This is a genomic window from Comamonas sp. Tr-654 (genome assembly GCF_011752915.1).
Taxonomy (GTDB): domain Bacteria; phylum Pseudomonadota; class Gammaproteobacteria; order Burkholderiales; family Burkholderiaceae_C; genus Comamonas.
The window spans coordinates 1,146,745-1,166,408 of sequence record NZ_VWWQ01000001.1 but is presented as its reverse complement, the minus strand read 5'-3'; the positions used below and the strand labels follow the sequence as shown (position 1 = coordinate 1,166,408).

Genomic DNA, 19,664 nt, shown 5'->3' with positions numbered 1-19,664 from the left:
GCGTGGCAGGCCGCCGGATGGCGGCATGAAGACGCTATCAGGCCATGCTGGACAAGGTTTTTCTGAACCGCATCAGCGACAGCCAGAACAGCACGGCGCCTATGCCCGCCAGCCACAAAAAGGGCTTCCACACGGTTTCTATGCCGGCGCCGCGATACAGGATGGCCTGACCAAGCTCCACAAAATGCGTGGTGGGGGCGAACAGCATCACGTCCTGCACCAGTTGGGGCATGGACTCGCGCGGCGTCATTCCGCCCGACAGCAGCTGCAGCGGCAGCAGCGTCAACACCATCAGCAGACCGAACTGTGGCATGCTGCGCGCCACGGTGGCCAGGAAGATGCCCATGGCCGTGGTGGCGAACAGGCACAGGGCCGAGCCTGCCATGAACAGCAGCAGACTGCCTTCTATGGGCACCTTGAGTGCGCCGCGCACGACCAGATTGAGCGAGACGGCGGCTGCCAGCAGCACCACTGCACCCATGGACCAGACCTTGGCCAGCATGATCTCGGTGGGCGTTACCGGCATGACCAGCAGGTGCTCGATGGTGCCGTGTTCGCGCTCGCGGATCAGCGCTGCCCCCGTGAGGATGATGGAGAGCATGGTGACGTTGTTGATGATCTGCATCAGTCCGCCGAACCAGATCTTGTCCAGCCCTGGGTTGAAGCGCGCGCGCAGCTCCAGGTCCACGGGCAGGGCGCTCGCGCCCCGGTAACGCTGGACGAACTCGTTGATCTCGGCCAGCACGATCTGCTGCACATAGCCGCTGCCCGAGAAGGCCTGGCTCATGCGGGTGGCATCCACGTTCAGCTGCAGCTCGGCCTTTTTGCCGGCCAGCACATCGCGCTGGAAGTTGGGCGGGATGGTCAGCGAGAAGGTGAAGTCGCCCGCATCCAGCCCGGGGTCTACATGGCTGAAATCCACCATCTGCGGCGGCATGAACTGAGGTGGGTAGAAGGCCGAGGCGATGCGTGCCGACAGCGGCGACTGGTCTTCGTCGACGATGGCAATCGGCGCCTTGTGCAGCGTATCGGGCATGGCCGTGGCCGCCGTGTACACCGAGGCCGTGAAGGTATAGACGATGAGCACCAGCATCACCGGGTCGCGCCACAGGCTCCACAACTCCTTGACGCCCAGGCGCCAGATATTTTTCAGGCTATGCCACATGGTGTTTCTCCATGACGAAAACGAGGGGCTGTTGCTGAAATTGGCGCTGGCCCACCGCCAGGACAGCGAGCAAGGGCCGCCCCGTAGCGAGGCTGTCGTCCCCCTCCCGCGTTAGCGAGAGAGGGGGAAGCTGCGCAGCAGCTCAGGGGGGGCATCTTCACTTCTCCTGCTTGGGCAGGGCCCAGATGGCGATGCCCATGATCACGGGAACGGCGATCAGCAGCGGCAGCAAGGTCGGCGCCAGATCGTTCAGGCCCAGCGCCTTGTTGAAGACGCCGCGGCTGATGGCGAACATGTAGGTGGCCGGGTAGATCTCGCCGATCCAGCGACCGGCGCCTTCGAGCGAGGACACCGGGTCGGTCAGCCCCGAGAACTGCGTGGCCGGGATCAGCGTGCCCAGCATGGCAAAGAACATGGCGGCAATCTGGCTGCTGGTGACGGCCGAGGCCAGCAGGCCCATGCCCGTGGCAATGACGCTGAAGAGCAGGGCGGCCAAGACGAGCAGCGGGAAGCTGCCGGTCATGGGCACGCCGAAGACGAATACCGCCATGGCGCACATCAGAAAGAAGTTCAGCATGGCCAGCACCACATAGGGCAGCTGCTTGCCCAGCAGAAACTCGGTGCGGGTCACGGGAGTGACGTAAAGGTTCACGATGGAGCCCAGCTCTTTTTCGCGCACCACGGCCAGGGCCGTGAGCATGGCCGGCAGCATCATCAGCAGCAGCGGAATCACGGCCGGCACCATGGCGGGCAGGCTTTTCACATCGGGGTTGTAGCGAAAGCGGGTCTCCAGGCTGACCTGGCTGGCTAGCTGCACGCCCAGACGTTCGCGCGCCTGCTGTGCCAGCCAGAGCTGGTGCATGGCCTGGACATAACCCTTGACGGTCTCGCCGCGCTGGGGCATGGCACCGTCGAACCAGGCGCCCACGGCTACCTTAGAGCCGCGCAGCACATCACGGCCAAAACCGGGTGGAATCTCGATGGCCAGTGCCAGCTCGCCGCTTTTCATGCGGCGGTCCAGGTCCGCATAGTCCTGGATGGGCGGCATTTCAATGAAGTAGCGCGAGCCTGCGAGGTTGTTCACATAGTTCTGGCTGATGGTGCTCTGGTCGCGGTCGAGCACGGCAAACTTCAGGTCTTCGACGTCCATGCTGATGCCGAAGCCGATCACCACCATCAGCACCAGCGATCCCACCAGGGCCAGCGTGGCGCGCACGGGATCGCGCTGCAGCTCCAGCGACTCGCGCCACAGATAGCTCCACAGGCGTTGCAGGCTGAAGCCCGGACCGCGGGAGTGTGCTTCTGAAACAGGAGCTTGTTGCGCTTCATCCATTTGGGAATCAGCATGATTTAAGTTTGAAAGTGAAGCAGAGAGAGCGGTGGCAGCTTCTTTTTTGATATCGAGCACGGGTGCAGCTTCACCCGAGGCCTCGACCAGATAGCCGATGAAGGCCTCTTCCAGCGTGGCCGCACCGCGCTTGGCGGTCAGGGCTGCCGGCCGGTCGCTGTCCAGCACCTTGCCTGCATGCATCATGGACATGCGGTCGCAGCGCTCGGCCTCGTTCATGAAGTGCGTGGAGATGAAGATGGTCACGCGATCGCGGCGCGAAAGCTCGATCAGCAGGCGCCAGAACTGGTCGCGAGCCACGGGGTCCACGCCCGAGGTGGGCTCGTCGAGAATCAGCAGCTCCGGCTTGTGCACCATGGCCACGGCCAGCGACAGACGCTGGCGCATGCCCAGCGGCATATTGCCGGGCAGGGTCTCGCGCACCTCGGCAAGGCCGAAGCGCGTGATCATTTCCTCGACCCGCGCGGGGATCTGGGCCGGGTCCACGTGGAAGAGTTCGGCGTGCAGCACCAGGTTCTGCAGCACGGTCAGCTCGCCGTAGAGCGAGAAGGCCTGGGACATATAGCCCACGCGCTGGCGCGTGGCCACATCATGCGGATCGATCTTCTTACCGAACAGCCAGGCATCTCCCTCGCTGGCGGGCAGCAGCCCGGTCAGCATCTTCATGGTGGTCGACTTGCCGCAGCCGTTGGAGCCCAGAAAGCCGAAGATCTCGCCGCGTCGGATGCGGAAGTTCACATGGTCCACGGCCACAAAGTCGCCAAAGCGCATGGTGAGATCGCGCGCCTCGATGGCGATATCGTCATCGCGGGTCTGCAGCGGCGGGATCACCACGGCGGCATGGCCGCGTCTTTTCTCCTCGGGCAGCAGGGCGATGAAGGCGGCCTCCAGCGCTGGCATGCCGGTGCTCTCCAGCAGCTCGGCGGGCGTGCCGGTGGCCAGAATCCGGCCGTCATCCATGGCGGCCAGCCAGTCGAAGCGCTGGGCCTCGTCCATATAGGCTGTGGCCACGATCACGCTCATCTGCGGGCGCTGGCCGCGGATGCGGTTGATCAGATCCCAGAACTGTGCGCGCGCCAGCGGGTCCACGCCGGTCGTGGGCTCGTCGAGAATCAGCAGGTCGGGGTCGTGGATCAGGGCGCAGCACAGCGCCAGCTTCTGCTTCATGCCGCCCGAGAGCTTGCCGGCTGGGCGGGAGAGGAATTTCTGCAGTCCGGTGCTCTGGGTCAGATCGTCGATGCGCGCCCGGCGCTCGGCCGCGTCATGCCCGAAAAGGCGCCCGAAGAACTGCAGATTCTCTTCCGCCGACAGCGTGGGGTAGAGGTTCTTGCCCAGGCCCTGAGGCATGTAGGCAATGCGCGGGCAGACTGCATCGCGGTGCTTTTTGCTGCGCATATCGCCGCCCAGCGCCTGTATCTCGCCGCCTTGCAGCGCGCGCGCTCCTGCAATCAGCGACAGCAGGCTGGACTTGCCCACGCCGTCGGGTCCGATCAGGCCGACCATGAGGCCGGCCGGAATTTCCAGGCTCAGGCCGCGCAGCGCCTGTGTCTTGCCGTAGGCGAGCGTGACTTCACGCAAGGTGGCTACATGCTGGGTCATGGCAAACCGGGTCCCGGTATTCACGAGGCCGAAGCGTCGCCGGTGCGCAGCTCCAGCCGGGCTGGCCATTCGCGCTCCTTATCGAGCTTGATCCAGGCCACGCCGGGCAGGCCTGTCTTGACCTGTGTCAGATGCTTTTGCAGCAGATCCGGTGCAATACGTGCCTTGACGCGGAACATCAGCTTCTGTCTTTCGCTGGCCGTTTCCACGGTCTTGGGCGTGAACTGGGCGGTGCTGGCGACAAAGGACACCTGGGCCGGGATCACATATTGCGGTGCCGCATCCAGCACGATGCGCACCTCGGTGCCCAGGGCCACGCGGCCAGCCACGGTCTCGGGCAGGAAGAAGCTGATGTAGACATCCGAGACATCCACCATATTGAGCACCTTGCCGCCCGCGCCGATCACCTCGCCGGGCTGGGCCAGCCGGTATTGCACGCGGCCATCGCGCGGAGCGGTGAGTTCGCTGTCCTTGACGTCGGCATCGATGCGCTGGACGGTGGCGGCGGCGGCCGTCACCGCCGATTCCGCACCGATGGTCTGGGCCTTGGCTGCGTCGATGGCTGCCTTGGCGGCCGTCGCCTGGGCCTCGGCGGCCTTGAGCGCGGCCCGGGCGCCGCGCACGCGCGCCCGGTCGTCGTCCAGCTCCTGCTCCGAGGACGCACCTTCGCGCGCCAGTGTTTCGGAGCGATTGACGCGGCGCAGCGCTGCATCCAGCTCGGCCTCGCGTTGCGCAACCGTAGCGATGGTGGCCGCATACTGGCTTTCGCGCAGCGCGATTTCGGCACGTGCTGAGGTCACTGCATGAGAGGCGCGCTCGCGGCCGGCGATGGCTTCGCGCTGCTGAGCCTGAAGGCTCTCGATCTGCATGCGGGCCAGGGGCTGACCGGCTTTGACGAACTCGCCCTCCTGCACAAGGACTTCGGCAATGCGGCCGGCGTATTTGGTGGCGACGTCGATCTCGGTGGCCTCGATGCGGCCGTTGCCGCTGACCAGGCCTTCGGAAGCCTGGGCGCTGCGCCATTGCTGCCAGCCATAGGCACCCAGGGCGGCTGCGGCAACGATGAGCGCGGCGATGGTCAGTTTCTTGTTCATGGGCATGGACATGGGTTCGCGGATCAGGGTTGGAGGACGGCGGGGGCGCTGTTCTGGCCTTGGGAGGTGTAGCCTCCGCCCAGGGCCGCATAGAGTGCGACCTGGGTGGACAGCAGGGCTTCGCGGCCCTGGACCAGCTGCTGCTCTGCGCTCAGCAGGTCGCGCTCGGCATCCAGCACATCGAGATAGGGCGAGGCTCCCTGGTCATAGCGCAGCCGCGCCAGCCGGGCACGCTCCTTGAGGGCTGCGCGCTGCTCGGTCAGTACCAGCAACTGCTGCTCCAGCGTGCTGCGGCTGGACAGTGCGTCCAGCACCTCGCGCATCGCCGTCTCTATGGTTTTCTCGTACTGGACCACCGCGATGTTCTGTCGCACGGCCTGCAGATCCAGGTTGGCCTGGCGCTGGCCGCCGTCAAAGATCGGTAGCGAGATCGACGGGACGAACTGCCAGGCACGACTGCCGCCCTTGAACAGGCCGTCGAGTTCGGCGCTGGCCGTGCCCCAACTGCCGGTCAGCGCGATACGGGGCAGGAACGCGGCGCGCGCGGCGGCCACATTGGCCTTGGCGGCCTGCAGGCCGTACTCGGCGGCAATGATGTCGGGGCGCTGCGTGAGCAGAGCCGAGGGCAGGCCTTCGGCAACGGGTTTGAGGTTGACCGGTGTGGACAGCTGCTGCGGCAAGCGCTCTGCATCCAGACCCGTGAGCTGCTGCAGCGCATTGGCCTGCAGCGCGCGCTGCTGCGCAAGCTGAGTGCCTATGAGCTTGGCCTGGTGGACCAGCGTCTGTACCTGTGTGAGCGCATAGCGCGAAGTGGAGCCCACCTCGGTGCGCCGCTTGAAGATGCGCAGCGATTCCTCGCGGCTGGCAATCGTGCGCTCGGTCAGGGCCAGACGCTCATCGAGGCTGCGCAGGGCCAGATAGTTCAGCGCCACCTGTTTGATGAGACTGGATTGGACGGCATGCTGCGTGGCATCCAGCGCCAGATAGTTTCCGAGGGCTGCATCGCTGAGGCTCTTGACACGGCCCCAGAGGTCGAGCTCCCAGCTGTTGAGGCCCACAAAGACCTCCTGATCGCCGGCAACCACGGAGCGGCCGCTGGCATTGAGGTCGGCGGGCACTCGTGCTCTGGCATGGCTGCTGCCAAGCCCGATGGTCGGCAGCCTGGCCGCGCTCTGGATGCCGTAGGCCGCCTGGGCCTCCTGTACGCGCAGCAGCGCCAGGCGCTGGTCCTGATTGTGGGTGAGAGCCGCTTCTATCAGCTGCTGCAATACCGGGTCCGCGTAGAAGTCCTGCCAGGCAAGCGGCGCTGCGGTGCTGTTCTGCTGCGTCCAGGCCTGGGGCCACTGGCCCGGCAGCCTTGCCTGCGCCTGTGGCTGCAGCATCGGCACGCTGGTGCTGCAGGCAGCCAGAGCGGCCAGCAAGGCGGCTGATGCCAGCAGGCGCATCGATGTGGGGATAGGAGGTGATGGGCGATTCGCTGATGGGGGCATGAATGCAGAACCTGCGACTTGGAAGCTTTTGGCTTCCGCTTGGCGCAAGATTTGTATAGATGTGAACCCCAGTATTGGGGGGCGGCTCGCAAACCAGTTTGAGCTATATCAAGTAAGACGGTCAAGCTCCAGAAACAACAAAGCCCCGCGAAGCGGGGCTTTGTTTGGCATGGCGCTGCAGCTTAGCCGCCGCGGCGCATCATGTCGAAGAACTCCACATTGTTCTTGGTGGCCTTCATGTTCTTGATCATGAGCTCCATGGACTCGATCTCGTCCATGTTGTACATGAACTGGCGCAGGATACGAGTCTTTTGCAGAATCTCGGGAGCCAGCAGCAGCTCTTCGCGGCGTGTACCGCTCTTGGTGAGTTCGATGGCTGGGAACACGCGCTTTTCATACAGGCGACGGTTCAGGTGCAGTTCGCTGTTGCCGGTGCCCTTGAATTCTTCAAAGATCACTTCGTCCATGCGGCTGCCGGTGTCGACCAGTGCCGTGGCGATAATGGTCAGCGAGCCGCCTTCTTCCACGTTGCGGGCCGCGCCGAAGAAGCGCTTGGGGCGCTGCAGTGCGTTGGAGTCCACACCGCCCGACAGCACCTTGCCCGACGAGGGCACGACGTTGTTGTAGGCGCGGGCCAGGCGGGTGATGGAGTCCAGCAGGATGACCACATCCTTGCCCAGTTCCACCAGGCGCTTGGCGCGCTCGATCACCATTTCGGCCACGTGCACGTGACGGGTAGCTGGCTCGTCGAAGGTGGAGGCAATGATTTCGCCCTTCACCGAGCGCTGCATTTCCGTCACTTCTTCAGGGCGCTCGTCCACCAGCAGCACCATCAGATGCACATCGGGATGGTTGGCGGTGATGGCGTGCGCAATGCTTTGCATCATCATGGTCTTGCCGCTCTTGGGCGGTGCCACGATCAACGCGCGCTGGCCGCGGCCAATGGGGGCGATGATGTCGATGATGCGGCCGGTGATGTTTTCTTCGCCCTTGATGTCGCGCTCAAGGCGCATCTGCTCCTTGGGGAACAGAGGAGTCAGATTCTCGAACAGCACCTTGTGCTTGTTTTGCTCGGGTGGGCCGCCGTTGACCTTGTCGAGCTTGGTCAGGGCAAAGTAGCGCTCGCCATCCTTGGGGATGCGCACTTCGCCTTCGATCATGTCGCCGGTGTGCAGGTTGAAGCGGCGCACCTGGCTGGGCGAGATATAGATGTCGTCGGTGCTTGCGGTGTAGCTGGTATCGGGGCTACGCAGGAAGCCGAAGCCATCGGGCAGGATTTCCAGCACGCCGTCGGCGAAAACCTGTTCACCGGCTTTCGCGCGCTTTTTGATGATGGCGAACATCAGTTCCTGCTTGCGCATGCGGCCGACGTTTTCGATCTCAAGCGCTTCGGCCTGCTTCAAGACTTCAGACACGTGCAGTGCCTTGAGTTCATTAAGGTGCATGAAATGACTCCAAGCGTGGAGTGAGAATAACCAGGGGGGAGAGGCGTAGAGCCTAACGAAACACTGTAGTAGTGGGCAGGCTTGCCTGAAGAAAATCCAGCGCGGTCCCATGCGGTGGCCGGCGGTTCGTACATTATGACAGGAAAACTGGCGCAGCTTGCAAGCTATTTATCGAGGACTGGTCATCTGCGGCCTGCGCAAGGTCTGTGGCAGATGTGAAAGAGGGGCCCCGAAAGCAAACAGAGCTCCATCTGGAGCCCTGTTTGTCAAACACATCAGATGTGCTGATCGAGGAAGGCAGACAGCTGAGTCTTGTTCAGCGCGCCAACCTTGGTGGCGGCCAGCTGACCGTCCTTGAACAGCATCAGCGTGGGGATGCCGCGAATGCCGAACTTGGCGGGGATTTCACGGTTTTCATCCACATTCATCTTGGCGATCTGCACCTTGCCTTTGTAGCCTTCGGCCACATCGTCCAAGATGGGGGCGATCATCTTGCAAGGGCCGCACCACTCAGCCCAGTAATCCACCAGCACGGTCGTGCCGGGTTGCAGTACGTCAGATTCAAAGCTGGCATCCGTGATGTGCTTGATCAATTCGCTGGCCATTTGTAGTCCTGGATTTTCTTGAATCAAAAAAGGTCGGCGGTCTATTCGCCGAGTGAGTTGATTGTGACAGAAACTCATCTCCCGTCATGGTGTGTGGGTGGTTGTTTGCTGCTATCGCGCTAATAGTGCCCGCGGTATTGCAGAAATGCCGTCGATGGTATTCTGCGCACCCTTTGGCGGCCTCTGGCCGCGAGCTGATTGAGGTAGTAGAACTATGAGTGTCCCGGAACCGTTGATGACCGATGTTGAATTGGCCTGTGATGTGGCTGTGGTCGGCGCCGGCCCTGCAGGCCTGATGGTGGCCGAGCAACTGGCAAAGGCCGGCCTGTCGGTCAGAGTCTTCGAGGCGAAGGCCTCGGCAGCCAGAAAGTTCCTCATGGCCGGCAAGGGCGGCCTCAATCTCACGCATTCCGAAGAGTTCTCCAGTTTTGTGACCCGTTATGGCTCCCGCTCTGGCGATCTGGCCCCTTGGCTCGAAAGATGGGGTGCGGACGAGCTTCGGGCCTGGGTCAAGGAGCTGGGCTTTGATACCTTTGTGGGTACATCCGGGCGCGTGTTTCCGGCGGATATGAAGGCTGCGCCGCTGCTGCGGGCCTGGCTTGTGCGCATGAAGTCGCAGGGCGTGCAATTCCATATGCGTCACCGCTGGACAGGCTGGTCGGAGGATGGCCAGCCGGTTTTCCAGACGGAGGGAGCCAGGGTCAAGATCGGCTGCAAGGTCCTGGTGCTGGCGACCGGCGGAGGCAGCTGGGCGCGTCTGGGCTCGGATGGCGCCTGGGTTGCGCTGTTGCAGGACAAAGGTGTGGACATTGCTCCCTTGCAGGCCGCCAATTGCGGCTTTGATGTGGGTTGGTCGCAGGGGCGTGAAGCAGGCTGGAGCGAAGTGTTTGCCCAGCGTTTTGCGGGCCAGCCGTTCAAGTCGGTGGTTCTGAGATTTATGGATGGTCAAGGTGTCCGCTTTGAGCGCCAGGGAGAGTTTGTTGCGACGCAAAGCGGTGTGGAAGGCAGTCTTGTCTATGCAGTCTCATCCCTGCTGCGAGACAGCATTTCCCGCCAGGGCGCAGCCTGCTTCGAGCTGGATCTGCTGCCGCAGTGGAGTGCGGAGCGTGTGCAGCAGGAGGTGGCGCGGCCGCGCGGCTCGCGCAGCCTCAGCAGTCATCTCAAGGGACGTCTGGGGCTGGATGGCATCAAGACGGGCTTGCTGTATGAGGTGCTCGGCAAGGACGGCATGGCGGACATGAAGCGTCTGGCATCCACGATCAAGGCCGTGCCCCTGACCGCCATTGCGCCGCGTCCCATCGATGAGGCCATCAGCACGGCAGGCGGGGTCCGTCTGGAGGCTCTGGACGCGCGCGGCATGTGTGCGGCGCTTCCCGGTGTCTTCTGTGCCGGGGAGATGCTGGACTGGGAAGCTCCGACCGGCGGCTACCTGCTTACGGCCTGCCTGTCATCAGGCGTTCATGTGGCTCAAGGTATCCTGGACTTTCTGCAGGCTGGCGAAGCCTGAGGCAGGGCCTGGGCAGCAGGCGTGCTGCATTGATTTCTAAAGGAGGCGGGGCGTGGCGGCGGTCCTTGGGCCGTAAGGCTTGGGGCGTAGGGTGTCTCGGGTTCAAAGGCCGGCTCGATGTGCTGGACAAGCCCTGGCCTGGGCCACGCGGCAACGCCATTGCGCTTTGATGCTTCACAGGATGCGTGGGACGCCGGCTGGAAGGTCTGGGGTCTGCCAAAAGACGCCGCAAAGCACCCAGGCAATGTGTCTGTTTGATGTCTGGGCATTGTCTTTGTGATGCGGAAAAAGCCTTCGAAGCCCGGCGGGCGGCCGGCTTCGAGCGGCTTGCCGTAGGGAGCGGGTCTCCATCCTACGAGGCGAACTCTTGCTGTGGGACAGATGCCATGTGCCAGAGACAGTACGCTGGCAGCAGCGCCTCATCGCATGATGGGTATGACGGATTTGCGTTGTTACCGGAAAAGGAGGTTGGACATGTTTTTCGGCAAGATCTTCGGGTTTGGACGTTCCGAACCACGCTATATCCGCCGCACGCGTGCCTATCTGCAGGAAGCTCGCATGGCCATTCTTGAGCACTCCATCGCGGCGGAGTACTACCAGTCCTCTGCTCAGATGTATGCCGAACGCGCTGCGCGACTGGAAGAGGAGTTGCGGGCCTGGGAGGAGGGCGAGCAGCACCACATTCCGGCCGTGCCGCACCACTATCCCTATGTTCCTCACTCGGCACACAAGGCCGTCGCCGTAGATGCGCCACCCGTGGGTGCATCCGTGGGCGTGGTTAGAGCGGCCTGAGCGGATAAAAGAAAAGCCTGTATGCGTGCATACAGGCTTTTTGATGGCTCCTCAACCTGGGCTCGAACCAGGGACCTACGGATTAACAGTCCGGCGCTCTACCGACTGAGCTATTGAGGAATATGTCGGTGTGACTGCCTTGAACGATTGCAAGGCGATTGAACTTTGGCTCCTCAACCTGGGCTCGAACCAGGGACCTACGGATTAACAGTCCGGCGCTCTACCGACTGAGCTATTGAGGAATGTGTCGGTGTGACATGCCTTGAACGATTGCAAGGCGATTGAATTTGGCTCCTCAACCTGGGCTCGAACCAGGGACCTACGGATTAACAGTCCGGCGCTCTACCGACTGAGCTATTGAGGAATGTGTCGGTGTGACATGCCTTGAACGATTGCAAGGCAATTGAATTTTGGCTCCTCAACCTGGGCTCGAACCAGGGACCTACGGATTAACAGTCCGGCGCTCTACCGACTGAGCTATTGAGGAATATGTCGGTTTGATGCTTTGATATCCGCAAAGCATCGAAATTCTTGGCTCCTCAACCTGGGCTCGAACCAGGGACCTACGGATTAACAGTCCGGCGCTCTACCGACTGAGCTATTGAGGAAGAAGACCTAGATTATAGGGTGTAAAAATAGGCTCGCAGGAAGTTCATCACAATTTCATCAAATTCTCTGTGCCTGATGCCCCAAACAGGTCGCAGGGTTCAGGTGGATTGGGGTTGACGCTATGCTTTTGAAGAATGAAACAGTGCGGTGGCCCGGTGGCTGCTGCGCGCTATATTGATCCATGACCGTACGTGCCATTTTGAAGATGGGTGATCCCCGTCTGTTGCGGCTTGCCAAGCCGGTGACTGAATTTGATACCGATGAGCTGCATCTGTTGCTCAAGGATTTGCTGGACACCATGCATGCCGCCAACGGCGCAGGTCTGGCTGCGCCGCAGATCGGTGAGGATCTGCAGATGGTGGTGTTCGGCTCGGGCGAGCCCAACCCTCGCTACCCCGATGCACCCATAGTTCCCCGCACCGTGCTGATCAATCCTGTCATCACCCCAATCGGTGAAGAGGAGCAGCTGGATTGGGAAGGTTGCCTGTCCGTGCCCGGCCTGCGAGCCATGGTGCCGCGCTGGAGCAAGGTTCGCTATACCGGCTTTGACCTCTATGGCGATCCGATCGACCGCACGGTCGATGGCTTCCACGCGCGCGTGGTTCAGCATGAGTGTGATCACCTCTGGGGCAAGCTCTATCCGATGCGCGTGAGCGATTTCAGCCAGTTCGGCTTTACCGATGTGCTGTTTCCCGGCATCGCGCAGGCCGAAGACGACTGAGCCTGAGCGGACAGGCGCTCTTGATTCCTTCTCTGACTTACATCAGGTGCAAGCCTCCATGAGAGTGGAGCTTGCATCTTTTTGTTTCTTGCCGGGTCTTGAGGTCCGGGTGTCCATGACTTAAGTCAATTTTTAGCGCTCAACAGCAGGCAACTGGCCTGCTTTTGAGCTTTGGAAAGGTTCTGGTCAGCACTTTGTATACAAAACTGTAGACAATTTTAGTGTCCTGGCGACGTACAGTCTCGACTCATGCCCTTCAGGGTATGGCTTTGATTGCGCAATGGAATAGTCCGTCCGGCGGATGTCATGCAATCAGAGGAGATTGAAAGACTGACTTGGGTGAATGAAAGAGTGGTTTGCTCTTTTCTATAGGTCGGATCGCTCTCGCAGAAGAGCGACTGGCTGCAGCACAAGGCCTCGCTGGGGCGATCGGAAAACAGATCGCTGCCATGGGCAGTCGCTGCAAGTCGACTGGACAGAGCAAAAGGCCTCAAGAGCCTTGGTGAGTTGGTAATTTAGGAGACAAAGATGAACGATCAGACCGGAGCATCCAGGGATGCGACCGTCAAGCGCCCCGAAGATGAGAATCTTGGCGTCACCGCCAACCTCATGTATGGCTTGCAACATGTGTTAACCATGTACGGCGGCATAGTGGCAGTGCCTCTGATCGTGGCCGAAGCGGCTGGCATGTCCGCTGCCGATGCCGGCCTGCTGGTGACCGCCTGCCTGTTCATGGGTGGTGTGGCAACCTTGCTGCAGACCCTGGGCATCCCGTTCTTCGGCTGCCGCCTGCCTCTGGTTCAAGGCGTTTCATTCGCAGGCGTGGCCACCATGGTCAGCATTCTGCATACCGGCGGCGGCATGCAGGGCGTGCTGGGCGCTGTCATGTACGCCTCAGTACTGGGCCTGATCATTGCGCCAGTTTTTTCGCGCATCACCAAATTCTTCCCGCCGCTGGTCAATGGCTGCGTGATCACGGTGATCGGCATGTCGCTGATGCCTGTGGCCGCGCATTGGGCCATGGGCGGCAATGCCAAGTCGGCTGATTACGGCAGCATGGGCAATATCGGTCTGGCCGGGCTGTCGCTGTTCATGGTGCTGCTGTTCAGTAAGCTGGGCAATGCCATGCTGTCGCGCCTGTCGATTCTGGTGTCGATCGTGGTGGGCACCATCACGGCCGTGTTCATCGGCAAGGCTGATTTTTCGCAGGTGTTCAACGGCCCCATCTTTGCGGTGCCCACGCCTTTGCATTTCGGCTGGCCCACTTTTGACATGGCGGCCACCATCTCCATGTTCATCGTGATTCTGGTGATCCTGGTGGAGACCTCGGCCGATGTGTTGGCCGTGGGCGAAATCGTGGACAGCCCCGTGGACGGTCGTCGTCTCGGTGACGGTCTGCGCGCCGACATGCTGTCCAGCATCGTGGCTCCCATCTTCGGCGGTTTCACGCAAAGCGCTTTTGCCCAGAACGTGGGTCTGGTGGCCGTGACTGGCATCAAGAGCCGCTTTGTGGTGGCTTTCTCCGGCCTGATCCTGATCGTGTTTGGCGTGCTGCCGGTGATGGGCCGTATCGTGGCCTGCGTGCCTCCCTCCGTGCTGGGCGGCGCCGGCCTGGTGCTGTTCGGTACCGTGGCTGCCAGCGGCATCCGTACTCTGGCCAAGGTGGAATACAACAACAATATGAATCTGATCATTGTTGCCACCTCGGTGAGCGCGGGTCTGCTGCCGGTAGTGGCTCCCAAGTTCTATGACCAGTTCCCTGCATGGTTTGCCACGATTTTCCACTCGGGCATCAGCGCAACTGCTCTGGTTGCAGTGACTCTGAACCTGCTCTACAACCACTTCAAGCAAGGCAATTCCGATCAGCCTTCCGTCTTTGAAGCCGGCTATGGCCGTGCCCTGAGCCAGCATGTGCTGGAAGCCCTTGCCGATGGCGACCGCGTCGAAGGTGGCAAGGTCTACGACAAGGAAGGCAAGGAAGTGCCCATCATTCCGGTCAAGCCGGCACATGGCCATTGACTAGAGATCAAAGTGCGCGCGGTGGGGTCTGACCCCGTCGTGATTTACACCGCTATCCCGCATACGAGGGATAGCGGTTTTTTTATGCCTGTCTGAAAAGTGGCGCTGTCTCGAGAGTGCGGGAAATGCGCCGCAAGCGCTTCAGTGCGACACGCCCAGGATGGCATGCAGGCGTGCGCTGGTCGTCGTGTATTCCAGCAAAGGCTTGCTGCCCTGCAGATATTCGGCGGCAGCGAACGCGGCCATGGTGGCCTCATGAAAGGCGCAGAGGATCAGCCGCTTCTTGCCGCTGTAGCTGACGATGTCGCCGATGGCATAGATTCCCGGGGCACTGGTGGCAAGCGTTGCCGGATCCACCGCCAGCTGCTTGCGTTCCAGCGCCAAGCCCCAATCCGTCAAGGGGCCCAGCTTGGGCGAGATGCCCTGATAAACCAGCAACTGCTCGACGGGCAGCATATGTTCATCGCCTTCGCCATCCATCCATTGCACGGCCTGCAGCCGGCCATTGTCGTGCCGCACTTCGGTGATCTGGCCAATCAGCACTTCGACGGCGCTAGATTCGCGTAGCTGCTGCAGCTGCGCCAGTTGCGCAGGCTCGGCATTGAAGCTGTCACGGCGGTGCATGAGAACGGTTCTGGCTGCATTGGCGGTGCACGCAATGGCTGCGGCCACGGCTTCCTCATCGCCGCCATAGATCAGCGTCTGGCGGCCTGCAGCCATGTCCCGTTGCTGCGGGTGATAGTGCAGCTGGCCTGGTTCTAGTCCATCCACTCCCGGCGCCTTGAGTGCCTTGGGAACAAAGGCGCCGACGCCTGCGGCGATGAAAACGGTGCGTGTGTGAAAGACGGCTCCAGCCGTGGTGCCGAGCTGCCAGCGCCCGTCCTCAAGGCTCTGCAGGCTCTGCACTTGCTGGGACAGGTGACGTGTCACCTGCATGGGCGCGATCTGCTTTTCCAGCAGTTGCACCAACTCCAAGCCCGTGCAGACGGGAATACCGGGAATATCGTAGATGGGCTTGTGCGCGTAGAGCTGGCTGCACTGGCCGCCGACATGGGGCAGGGCATCGATCAGATGGGTTTGAATGCCCTGAAGGCCGAGCTGGAAGGCCTGAAACAAACCCGCCGGACCTGCGCCAATGATGATGGCGTCGGTTTCCACGGCGGGTTGTTGTTGAGTGAGGAAAGCGTTGGTCGTTGCGTTGGACAGGCTCATGCCGGCAAGCGTAGCGCAGTCCAGGCGCTGACTGGCTCAGCGCTCCAGCAAATCCACTTTGTTCGGCTTGCCATTCCACTCGTCGGCGTCGGGCAGCGAGGCCTTGCGCTTGGTGATGCTCTTCCAGCTCTTGAGCTGGGACAGGTCCACGTTCAGCTTGATGAAGGCCAGTTGATCGGCAGGCACATCTTCTTCGGCAAAGATGGCATTGGCCGGGCATTCAGGAATGCAGACGGCGCAGTCAATGCATTCATCGGGGTCGATCACCAGAAAGTTGGGGCCTTCACGGAAGCAGTCCACGGGGCAAACGTCCACGCAATCGGTGTACTTGCACTTGATGCAGTTTTCGGTAACGACGTGAGTCATTGAGAATCTTCTTCTTGGGTGGGGATTGGTAAACCCCGTGATTTTAGGTTTTTTCCCGCGCAGCGCCAGTGCCTGGCTGGATAAGGCCGTATGGAGATCTGGTTTGACAGTCAGATCGCCGTTGCGGCCTTGTCTTCATTGGCTTCAGTTCACCAGCGCAGCACCGGCTGTTGCGTTGCTGGCAGTGTCCACCAGAATCAGCGAGCCCAGCTGGCGAGCCTGGGTGAAGGGGGCCGCCGGAATCGCTTCCTGCAGCACCAGTTCCACCTGGCCTATGGCGTTGGCTTCGAGCTGCTGGGCATCTTCCTTGTCCAGCGTGTTGATGTTGAGACGGTGCACCAGGCGGCGGGCCTTGGCCTTGACCCAGCGGTGACCATGCAGCGCCCAGTAGACACGGCCGGGCACCAGGGGCTCGTTGTCCATCCAGGCCACGGTGGCAGTGATTTCGCGGCTGCTGGGCCAGGGGCTTGTGGCAGCAGGGGCATCGAAGTCATCGTCGGCCACTTCTGCTTGCACAGGCGCAGCAATGATCCAGTCGCCGCGCGATACGTCGACTTCGCGATCCAGCGTGATGCCGGCGGACAGGCCGGCGGCCACTTCCTTGGGGGCGCGGGCGTGATCTATGACCTGGGCCACGGTGGCGAGCTGGCCGCTGGGCAGAATCTGCACCTGGGCACCGACCTGGGCCAGGCCCGTGGCGACACGGCCCCAGAACACGCGGCGGCCCTGGCTGGTGTCGGACGAGGAGGAGAACTTTTCCACCCACTGCACGGGGAAGGCCAATGCCAGATCGCTGTCGGTGGGCGTGTTGGGCAGTTGCTCCAGCAGCTGCAGCAGGCTGGGGCCTTGGTAGCCGGCCCAGCCGTCGGCGCTGTTGACCACGTTGTAGCCCTTGAGCGCGGACACAGGCACGGTGGCCGTGATCTTGATGTCTGCGGAGGCCGTGAACTTCTGCAGTGCGGCGCTGATATGGGCAAAGGCCAGGGCCGGGTCCTGCACGGCGTCGAGCTTGTTGACGGCAAACACCAGTGAGTTCACGCGCAGCAGATGGGCCAGCAGGCTGTGACGGCGGGTCTGGGGCAGCAGCTCCAGATCGGCATTCTTCCAGTCCAGCTTGGTGGCATCGACCAGCACCACGGCGGCATCGGCGCTCGATGCGGCCGTCACCATATTGCGGGTGTATTGCTCGTGACCGGGTGCATCGCCAATGATGAACTTGCGCGACTCGGTGGCGAAGTAGCGGTAGGCCACATCGATCGTGATGCCTTGCTCGCGTTCGGCGGCCAGGCCGTCGGTCAGCAGGGCCAGATCGGTTTCGCCGGACTTGGTGACGCCGGCCAGCTGGTCCTGCAGCACGGCGCGGGTGTCCACCAGCAGGCGGCCGATCAGCGTGCTCTTGCCGTCATCGACCGAGCCGCAGGTTATAAAGCGCAGTGCACTGCTGGTATGTGCATCAAATTGGTCTGCAACGCTTGATGGGCTTGCGCTAGCAGCTATGGAATTAATAGTTTCAGTCATCGCATTCTTTCCTCAAACAGGCATGTCCCAACTCAAAGACGCCAAGCAAGAGCCGTCTTGCGGCAATGGCGTCGTCCCCCTCCCGCAAGCGCAGCGAAGCGAGAGAGGGGGAAGCGGCGCAGCCGCTCAGGGGGAGCCTTAGAAGTAACCGTCTTTCTTGCGCTTTTCCATGGACGCTTCGCTGGTCTTGTCATCCATGCGCGTCGCGCCACGTTCGCTGACCTCGGCAGCCAGGGTTTCGATCACGATGTCCTCGGCCGTTGCTGCCGTGCTTTCCACGGGGCAGGTGCAGGTGATATCGCCCACGGTGCGGAAACGCACATCGCGCACCACCACTTCTTCGCCGTCCCTGGGAGGCGTCAGCTCGGTCACGGGTACCAGCAGCCCTTTGCGCTCCACCACATCGCGCTTGTGGGTGTAGTAGATCGATGGCAGGGCAATGTTCTCGCGGGCGATGTATTGCCACACATCCAGCTCGGTCCAGTTGCTGATGGGGAAGACGCGGAAATGCTCGCCCTGCGCAATGCGGGTGTTGAACAGCGTCCACAGCTCGGGGCGCTGGGCCTTGGGTTGCCACTGGCCGAAGCTGTCGCGGTGGCTGAAGATGCGTTCCTTGGCGCGGGCCTTTTCCTCGTCGCGGCGCGCGCCGCCGATCAGGGCGTCGAAGCGGAACTCGTCAATCGCCTCCAGCAGCGTCACGGACTGGTGCACATTGCGCGATTCGCCGGGGTGGGCCAGGCGCACGGTGCCGCGCGCCATCGAGTCTTCCACGCTGCGCACGATGAGCTCGGCGCCCAGTTCCTTGGCGCGCTGGTCGCGGAAATCGGTCACTTCGGGGAAGTTGTGGCCGGTGTCGATCATCAGCAGAGGATAGGGAATGCGGCCTGCGCCAAAGGCCTTTTCGGCGCAGCGCAGCATGACCAGCGAATCCTTACCGCCCGAAAACAGCAGGGTGGGGCGTTCAAAAGCGGCGGCCACTTCGCGCAGGATGAAGATGGTTTCTTCTTCCAGCGCATCCAGGTGGCGATTGCTGAGATGGCTCAACACGGAAGTATCCACACGGGCGTTCATAAATACACTTTCAAGCGAAACAGTTCTCTAGCGCATATGTAGCAAGCGCTGGTTGCTATTTTTTAGTGGGCAATGTGGAGGCCGCACTCGCGGTTGTCTTCGCCCTTGGTGGGGTCCACATAGTCAAAGTTGTTGGGCAGGCCGTGCTTTTCGCAGTATTCGTACAGCTCCTTGGACGACCAGTGCAGCAGCGGCGCAACCTTGATCAGACCGTCGGGGTTGATGCTCACGGGGTCCATCTGCGCACGCACGGCGGTGTCGGTGGCGCGCAGGGCGGTGAACCAGACCTTGGGTGCGGTTTCGCGCAGGGCGCGGGCAAAGGGCTCCAGCTTCACCTCTTCGGTGAAGGCCGCATGGCGCGGATCGTCCAGTGCCGGTGTGGCACCTTCCACGGCCTCGCGGTGGGCGCGCGAGCGCAGCGGCAGGTAGATCTTGAGCTTGAGCCCCAGCTGCTTGGTCACCGCATCGGCAAACTGATAGGTGGCTTCGGTGTTGTAGCCATTGTCCATCCAGACCACGGGCAAGTCGGGGTTGGCGCGCGTCACCATGTGCAGGATCACCGCCTCGAAGGGACGGAAGTTGGTGGTAACTATGGTGGATTGACCCAGGCCCACGGCCCAGTCCACCAGTGCCTGGGCGTCTCGGCCCAGCTCGGCATTGATTGTTGCCAGATCCAGGTCGAGGGTGCTTACGGGGGCGAGCTGGCTCATGCTTGCACCTCGGCGAAATGAGGCTGGGTGTGCACGGCATCGGCCTGGTAGAACCCGCCAAAGCGCTCGAACTGGCGCTGGGCATCGGCGGCGTCCACGCCTTCGCGCAGCACGGCGCTGCTGAAGCCTGTGCGCTCCATCTGAACCAGCTGGTCGATCAGCACATCGCCGGTGGCGCGGATGTCGCCCGCAAACTTCAGGCGGCGACGCAGCAGATAGGCCTGGCTGAAGGCACGGCCATCGGTGAAGTTGGGGAAATGCAGATCCACCTGCGTGATGCCGTCCAGATTGGCTTCGAGAGCGTTCACGTCATTGGCCAGCACCAGCACATTGCCGGTGCTTTCGGTGGGGGCCTGGTATTCGTTGCTTGCCAGAATTTTCATGACTCTATCC

16 protein-coding genes and 5 tRNA genes are annotated in these 19,664 nt (G+C 61.9%); 4 read left to right on the top strand and 17 right to left on the bottom strand.

Translation table 11 applies throughout. The features are described 5' to 3' along the window. Positions 1–37: 37 nt before the first annotated feature. The 6 genes from F3J24_RS05365 to trxA form a co-directional block, all read right to left on the bottom strand. Complete coding sequence (locus F3J24_RS05365) at positions 38–1,165, bottom strand: ABC transporter permease (protein WP_167003273.1); 1,128 nt, start codon at positions 1,163–1,165, stop codon at positions 38–40. A gap of 157 nt (positions 1,166–1,322) precedes the next feature. After that, a complete protein-coding gene (gene rbbA, locus F3J24_RS05360; protein WP_167003271.1) occupies positions 1,323–4,112 on the bottom strand; it encodes a ribosome-associated ATPase/putative transporter RbbA in 2,790 nt (929 codons plus the stop codon). A 20-nt stretch (positions 4,113–4,132) separates the two neighbouring features. After that, entirely contained in the window at positions 4,133–5,212 is a 1,080-nt protein-coding gene (locus tag F3J24_RS05355; protein ID WP_167003511.1) for an HlyD family secretion protein, read from the bottom strand. A 17-nt stretch (positions 5,213–5,229) separates the two neighbouring features. Next, the gene (locus tag F3J24_RS05350) at positions 5,230–6,651 is read right to left on the bottom strand and encodes an efflux transporter outer membrane subunit (protein WP_167003269.1); all 1,422 of its coding nucleotides are present in this window, start codon (positions 6,649–6,651) and stop codon (positions 5,230–5,232) included. A 227-nt stretch (positions 6,652–6,878) separates the two neighbouring features. After that, complete coding sequence (rho, locus tag F3J24_RS05345; RefSeq protein ID WP_003053478.1) at positions 6,879–8,141, bottom strand: transcription termination factor Rho; 1,263 nt, start codon at positions 8,139–8,141, stop codon at positions 6,879–6,881. A 275-nt stretch (positions 8,142–8,416) separates the two neighbouring features. After that, positions 8,417–8,746, bottom strand: coding sequence for a thioredoxin TrxA (trxA, locus tag F3J24_RS05340; protein ID WP_003053480.1), 330 nt, complete (start codon positions 8,744–8,746; stop codon positions 8,417–8,419). 214 nt (positions 8,747–8,960) lie between these two features. Here trxA and F3J24_RS05335 point away from each other — a divergent pair, with 214 nt between their 5' ends. Beyond that, complete coding sequence (locus F3J24_RS05335; RefSeq protein WP_167003267.1) at positions 8,961–10,253, top strand: TIGR03862 family flavoprotein; 1,293 nt, start codon at positions 8,961–8,963, stop codon at positions 10,251–10,253. Between the two features lie 474 nt (positions 10,254–10,727). Continuing rightward, positions 10,728–11,045 (top strand): hypothetical protein, encoded by a 318-nt coding sequence (locus F3J24_RS05330; RefSeq protein ID WP_043005443.1) that lies wholly within the window; start codon positions 10,728–10,730, stop codon positions 11,043–11,045. 44 nt (positions 11,046–11,089) lie between these two features. On the opposite strand, the gene F3J24_RS05325 is transcribed toward F3J24_RS05330, so the two are convergent. The 5 genes from F3J24_RS05325 to F3J24_RS05305 all read right to left on the bottom strand — a co-directional run bounded on the left by F3J24_RS05325 (position 11,090) and on the right by F3J24_RS05305 (position 11,653). After that, positions 11,090–11,165 (bottom strand) — tRNA-Asn (locus F3J24_RS05325). Between the two features lie 46 nt (positions 11,166–11,211). Beyond that, positions 11,212–11,287, bottom strand: a tRNA-Asn gene (locus tag F3J24_RS05320). A 46-nt stretch (positions 11,288–11,333) separates the two neighbouring features. Next, positions 11,334–11,409, bottom strand: a tRNA-Asn gene (locus F3J24_RS05315). Positions 11,410–11,456: 47 nt separating this feature from the next. Beyond that, positions 11,457–11,532: transfer RNA gene (locus F3J24_RS05310), tRNA-Asn, on the bottom strand. 45 nt (positions 11,533–11,577) lie between these two features. Then, positions 11,578–11,653 (bottom strand) — tRNA-Asn (locus F3J24_RS05305). Between the two features lie 182 nt (positions 11,654–11,835). Between F3J24_RS05305 and def the strand changes: the two genes are divergently transcribed. Both def and F3J24_RS05295 read left to right on the top strand, forming a co-directional pair. Then, the gene (gene def, locus F3J24_RS05300; RefSeq protein ID WP_167003264.1) at positions 11,836–12,375 is read left to right on the top strand and encodes a peptide deformylase; all 540 of its coding nucleotides are present in this window, start codon (positions 11,836–11,838) and stop codon (positions 12,373–12,375) included. Positions 12,376–12,903: 528 nt separating this feature from the next. Continuing rightward, complete coding sequence (locus tag F3J24_RS05295; RefSeq protein WP_167003262.1) at positions 12,904–14,394, top strand: nucleobase:cation symporter-2 family protein; 1,491 nt, start codon at positions 12,904–12,906, stop codon at positions 14,392–14,394. 141 nt (positions 14,395–14,535) lie between these two features. On the opposite strand, the gene F3J24_RS05290 is transcribed toward F3J24_RS05295, so the two are convergent. The 6 genes from F3J24_RS05290 to F3J24_RS05265 form a co-directional block, all read right to left on the bottom strand. Next, positions 14,536–15,606, bottom strand: coding sequence for an NAD(P)/FAD-dependent oxidoreductase (locus F3J24_RS05290; RefSeq protein ID WP_167003261.1), 1,071 nt, complete (start codon positions 15,604–15,606; stop codon positions 14,536–14,538). Positions 15,607–15,642: 36 nt separating this feature from the next. Further along, complete coding sequence (fdxA, locus tag F3J24_RS05285) at positions 15,643–15,972, bottom strand: ferredoxin FdxA (protein WP_003053491.1); 330 nt, start codon at positions 15,970–15,972, stop codon at positions 15,643–15,645. Between the two features lie 144 nt (positions 15,973–16,116). Beyond that, positions 16,117–17,490: a sulfate adenylyltransferase subunit 1 gene (locus F3J24_RS05280; protein ID WP_167003259.1), complete on the bottom strand. Its 1,374-nt coding sequence runs from the start codon at positions 17,488–17,490 to the stop codon at positions 16,117–16,119. A 138-nt stretch (positions 17,491–17,628) separates the two neighbouring features. After that, positions 17,629–18,561 carry a sulfate adenylyltransferase subunit CysD gene (cysD, locus tag F3J24_RS05275; RefSeq protein ID WP_043004100.1) on the bottom strand — a complete coding sequence of 311 codons (933 nt, stop codon included), beginning with the start codon at positions 18,559–18,561 and terminating at the stop codon, positions 17,629–17,631. A 62-nt stretch (positions 18,562–18,623) separates the two neighbouring features. Then, entirely contained in the window at positions 18,624–19,271 is a 648-nt protein-coding gene (locus tag F3J24_RS05270) for a phosphoadenosine phosphosulfate reductase family protein (protein WP_167003257.1), read from the bottom strand. After that, the gene (locus F3J24_RS05265) at positions 19,268–19,654 is read right to left on the bottom strand and encodes a DUF934 domain-containing protein (RefSeq protein WP_167003255.1); all 387 of its coding nucleotides are present in this window, start codon (positions 19,652–19,654) and stop codon (positions 19,268–19,270) included. Before F3J24_RS05265 ends, F3J24_RS05270 begins: the two co-directional genes overlap by 4 nt. Positions 19,655–19,664 lie beyond the last annotated feature (10 nt).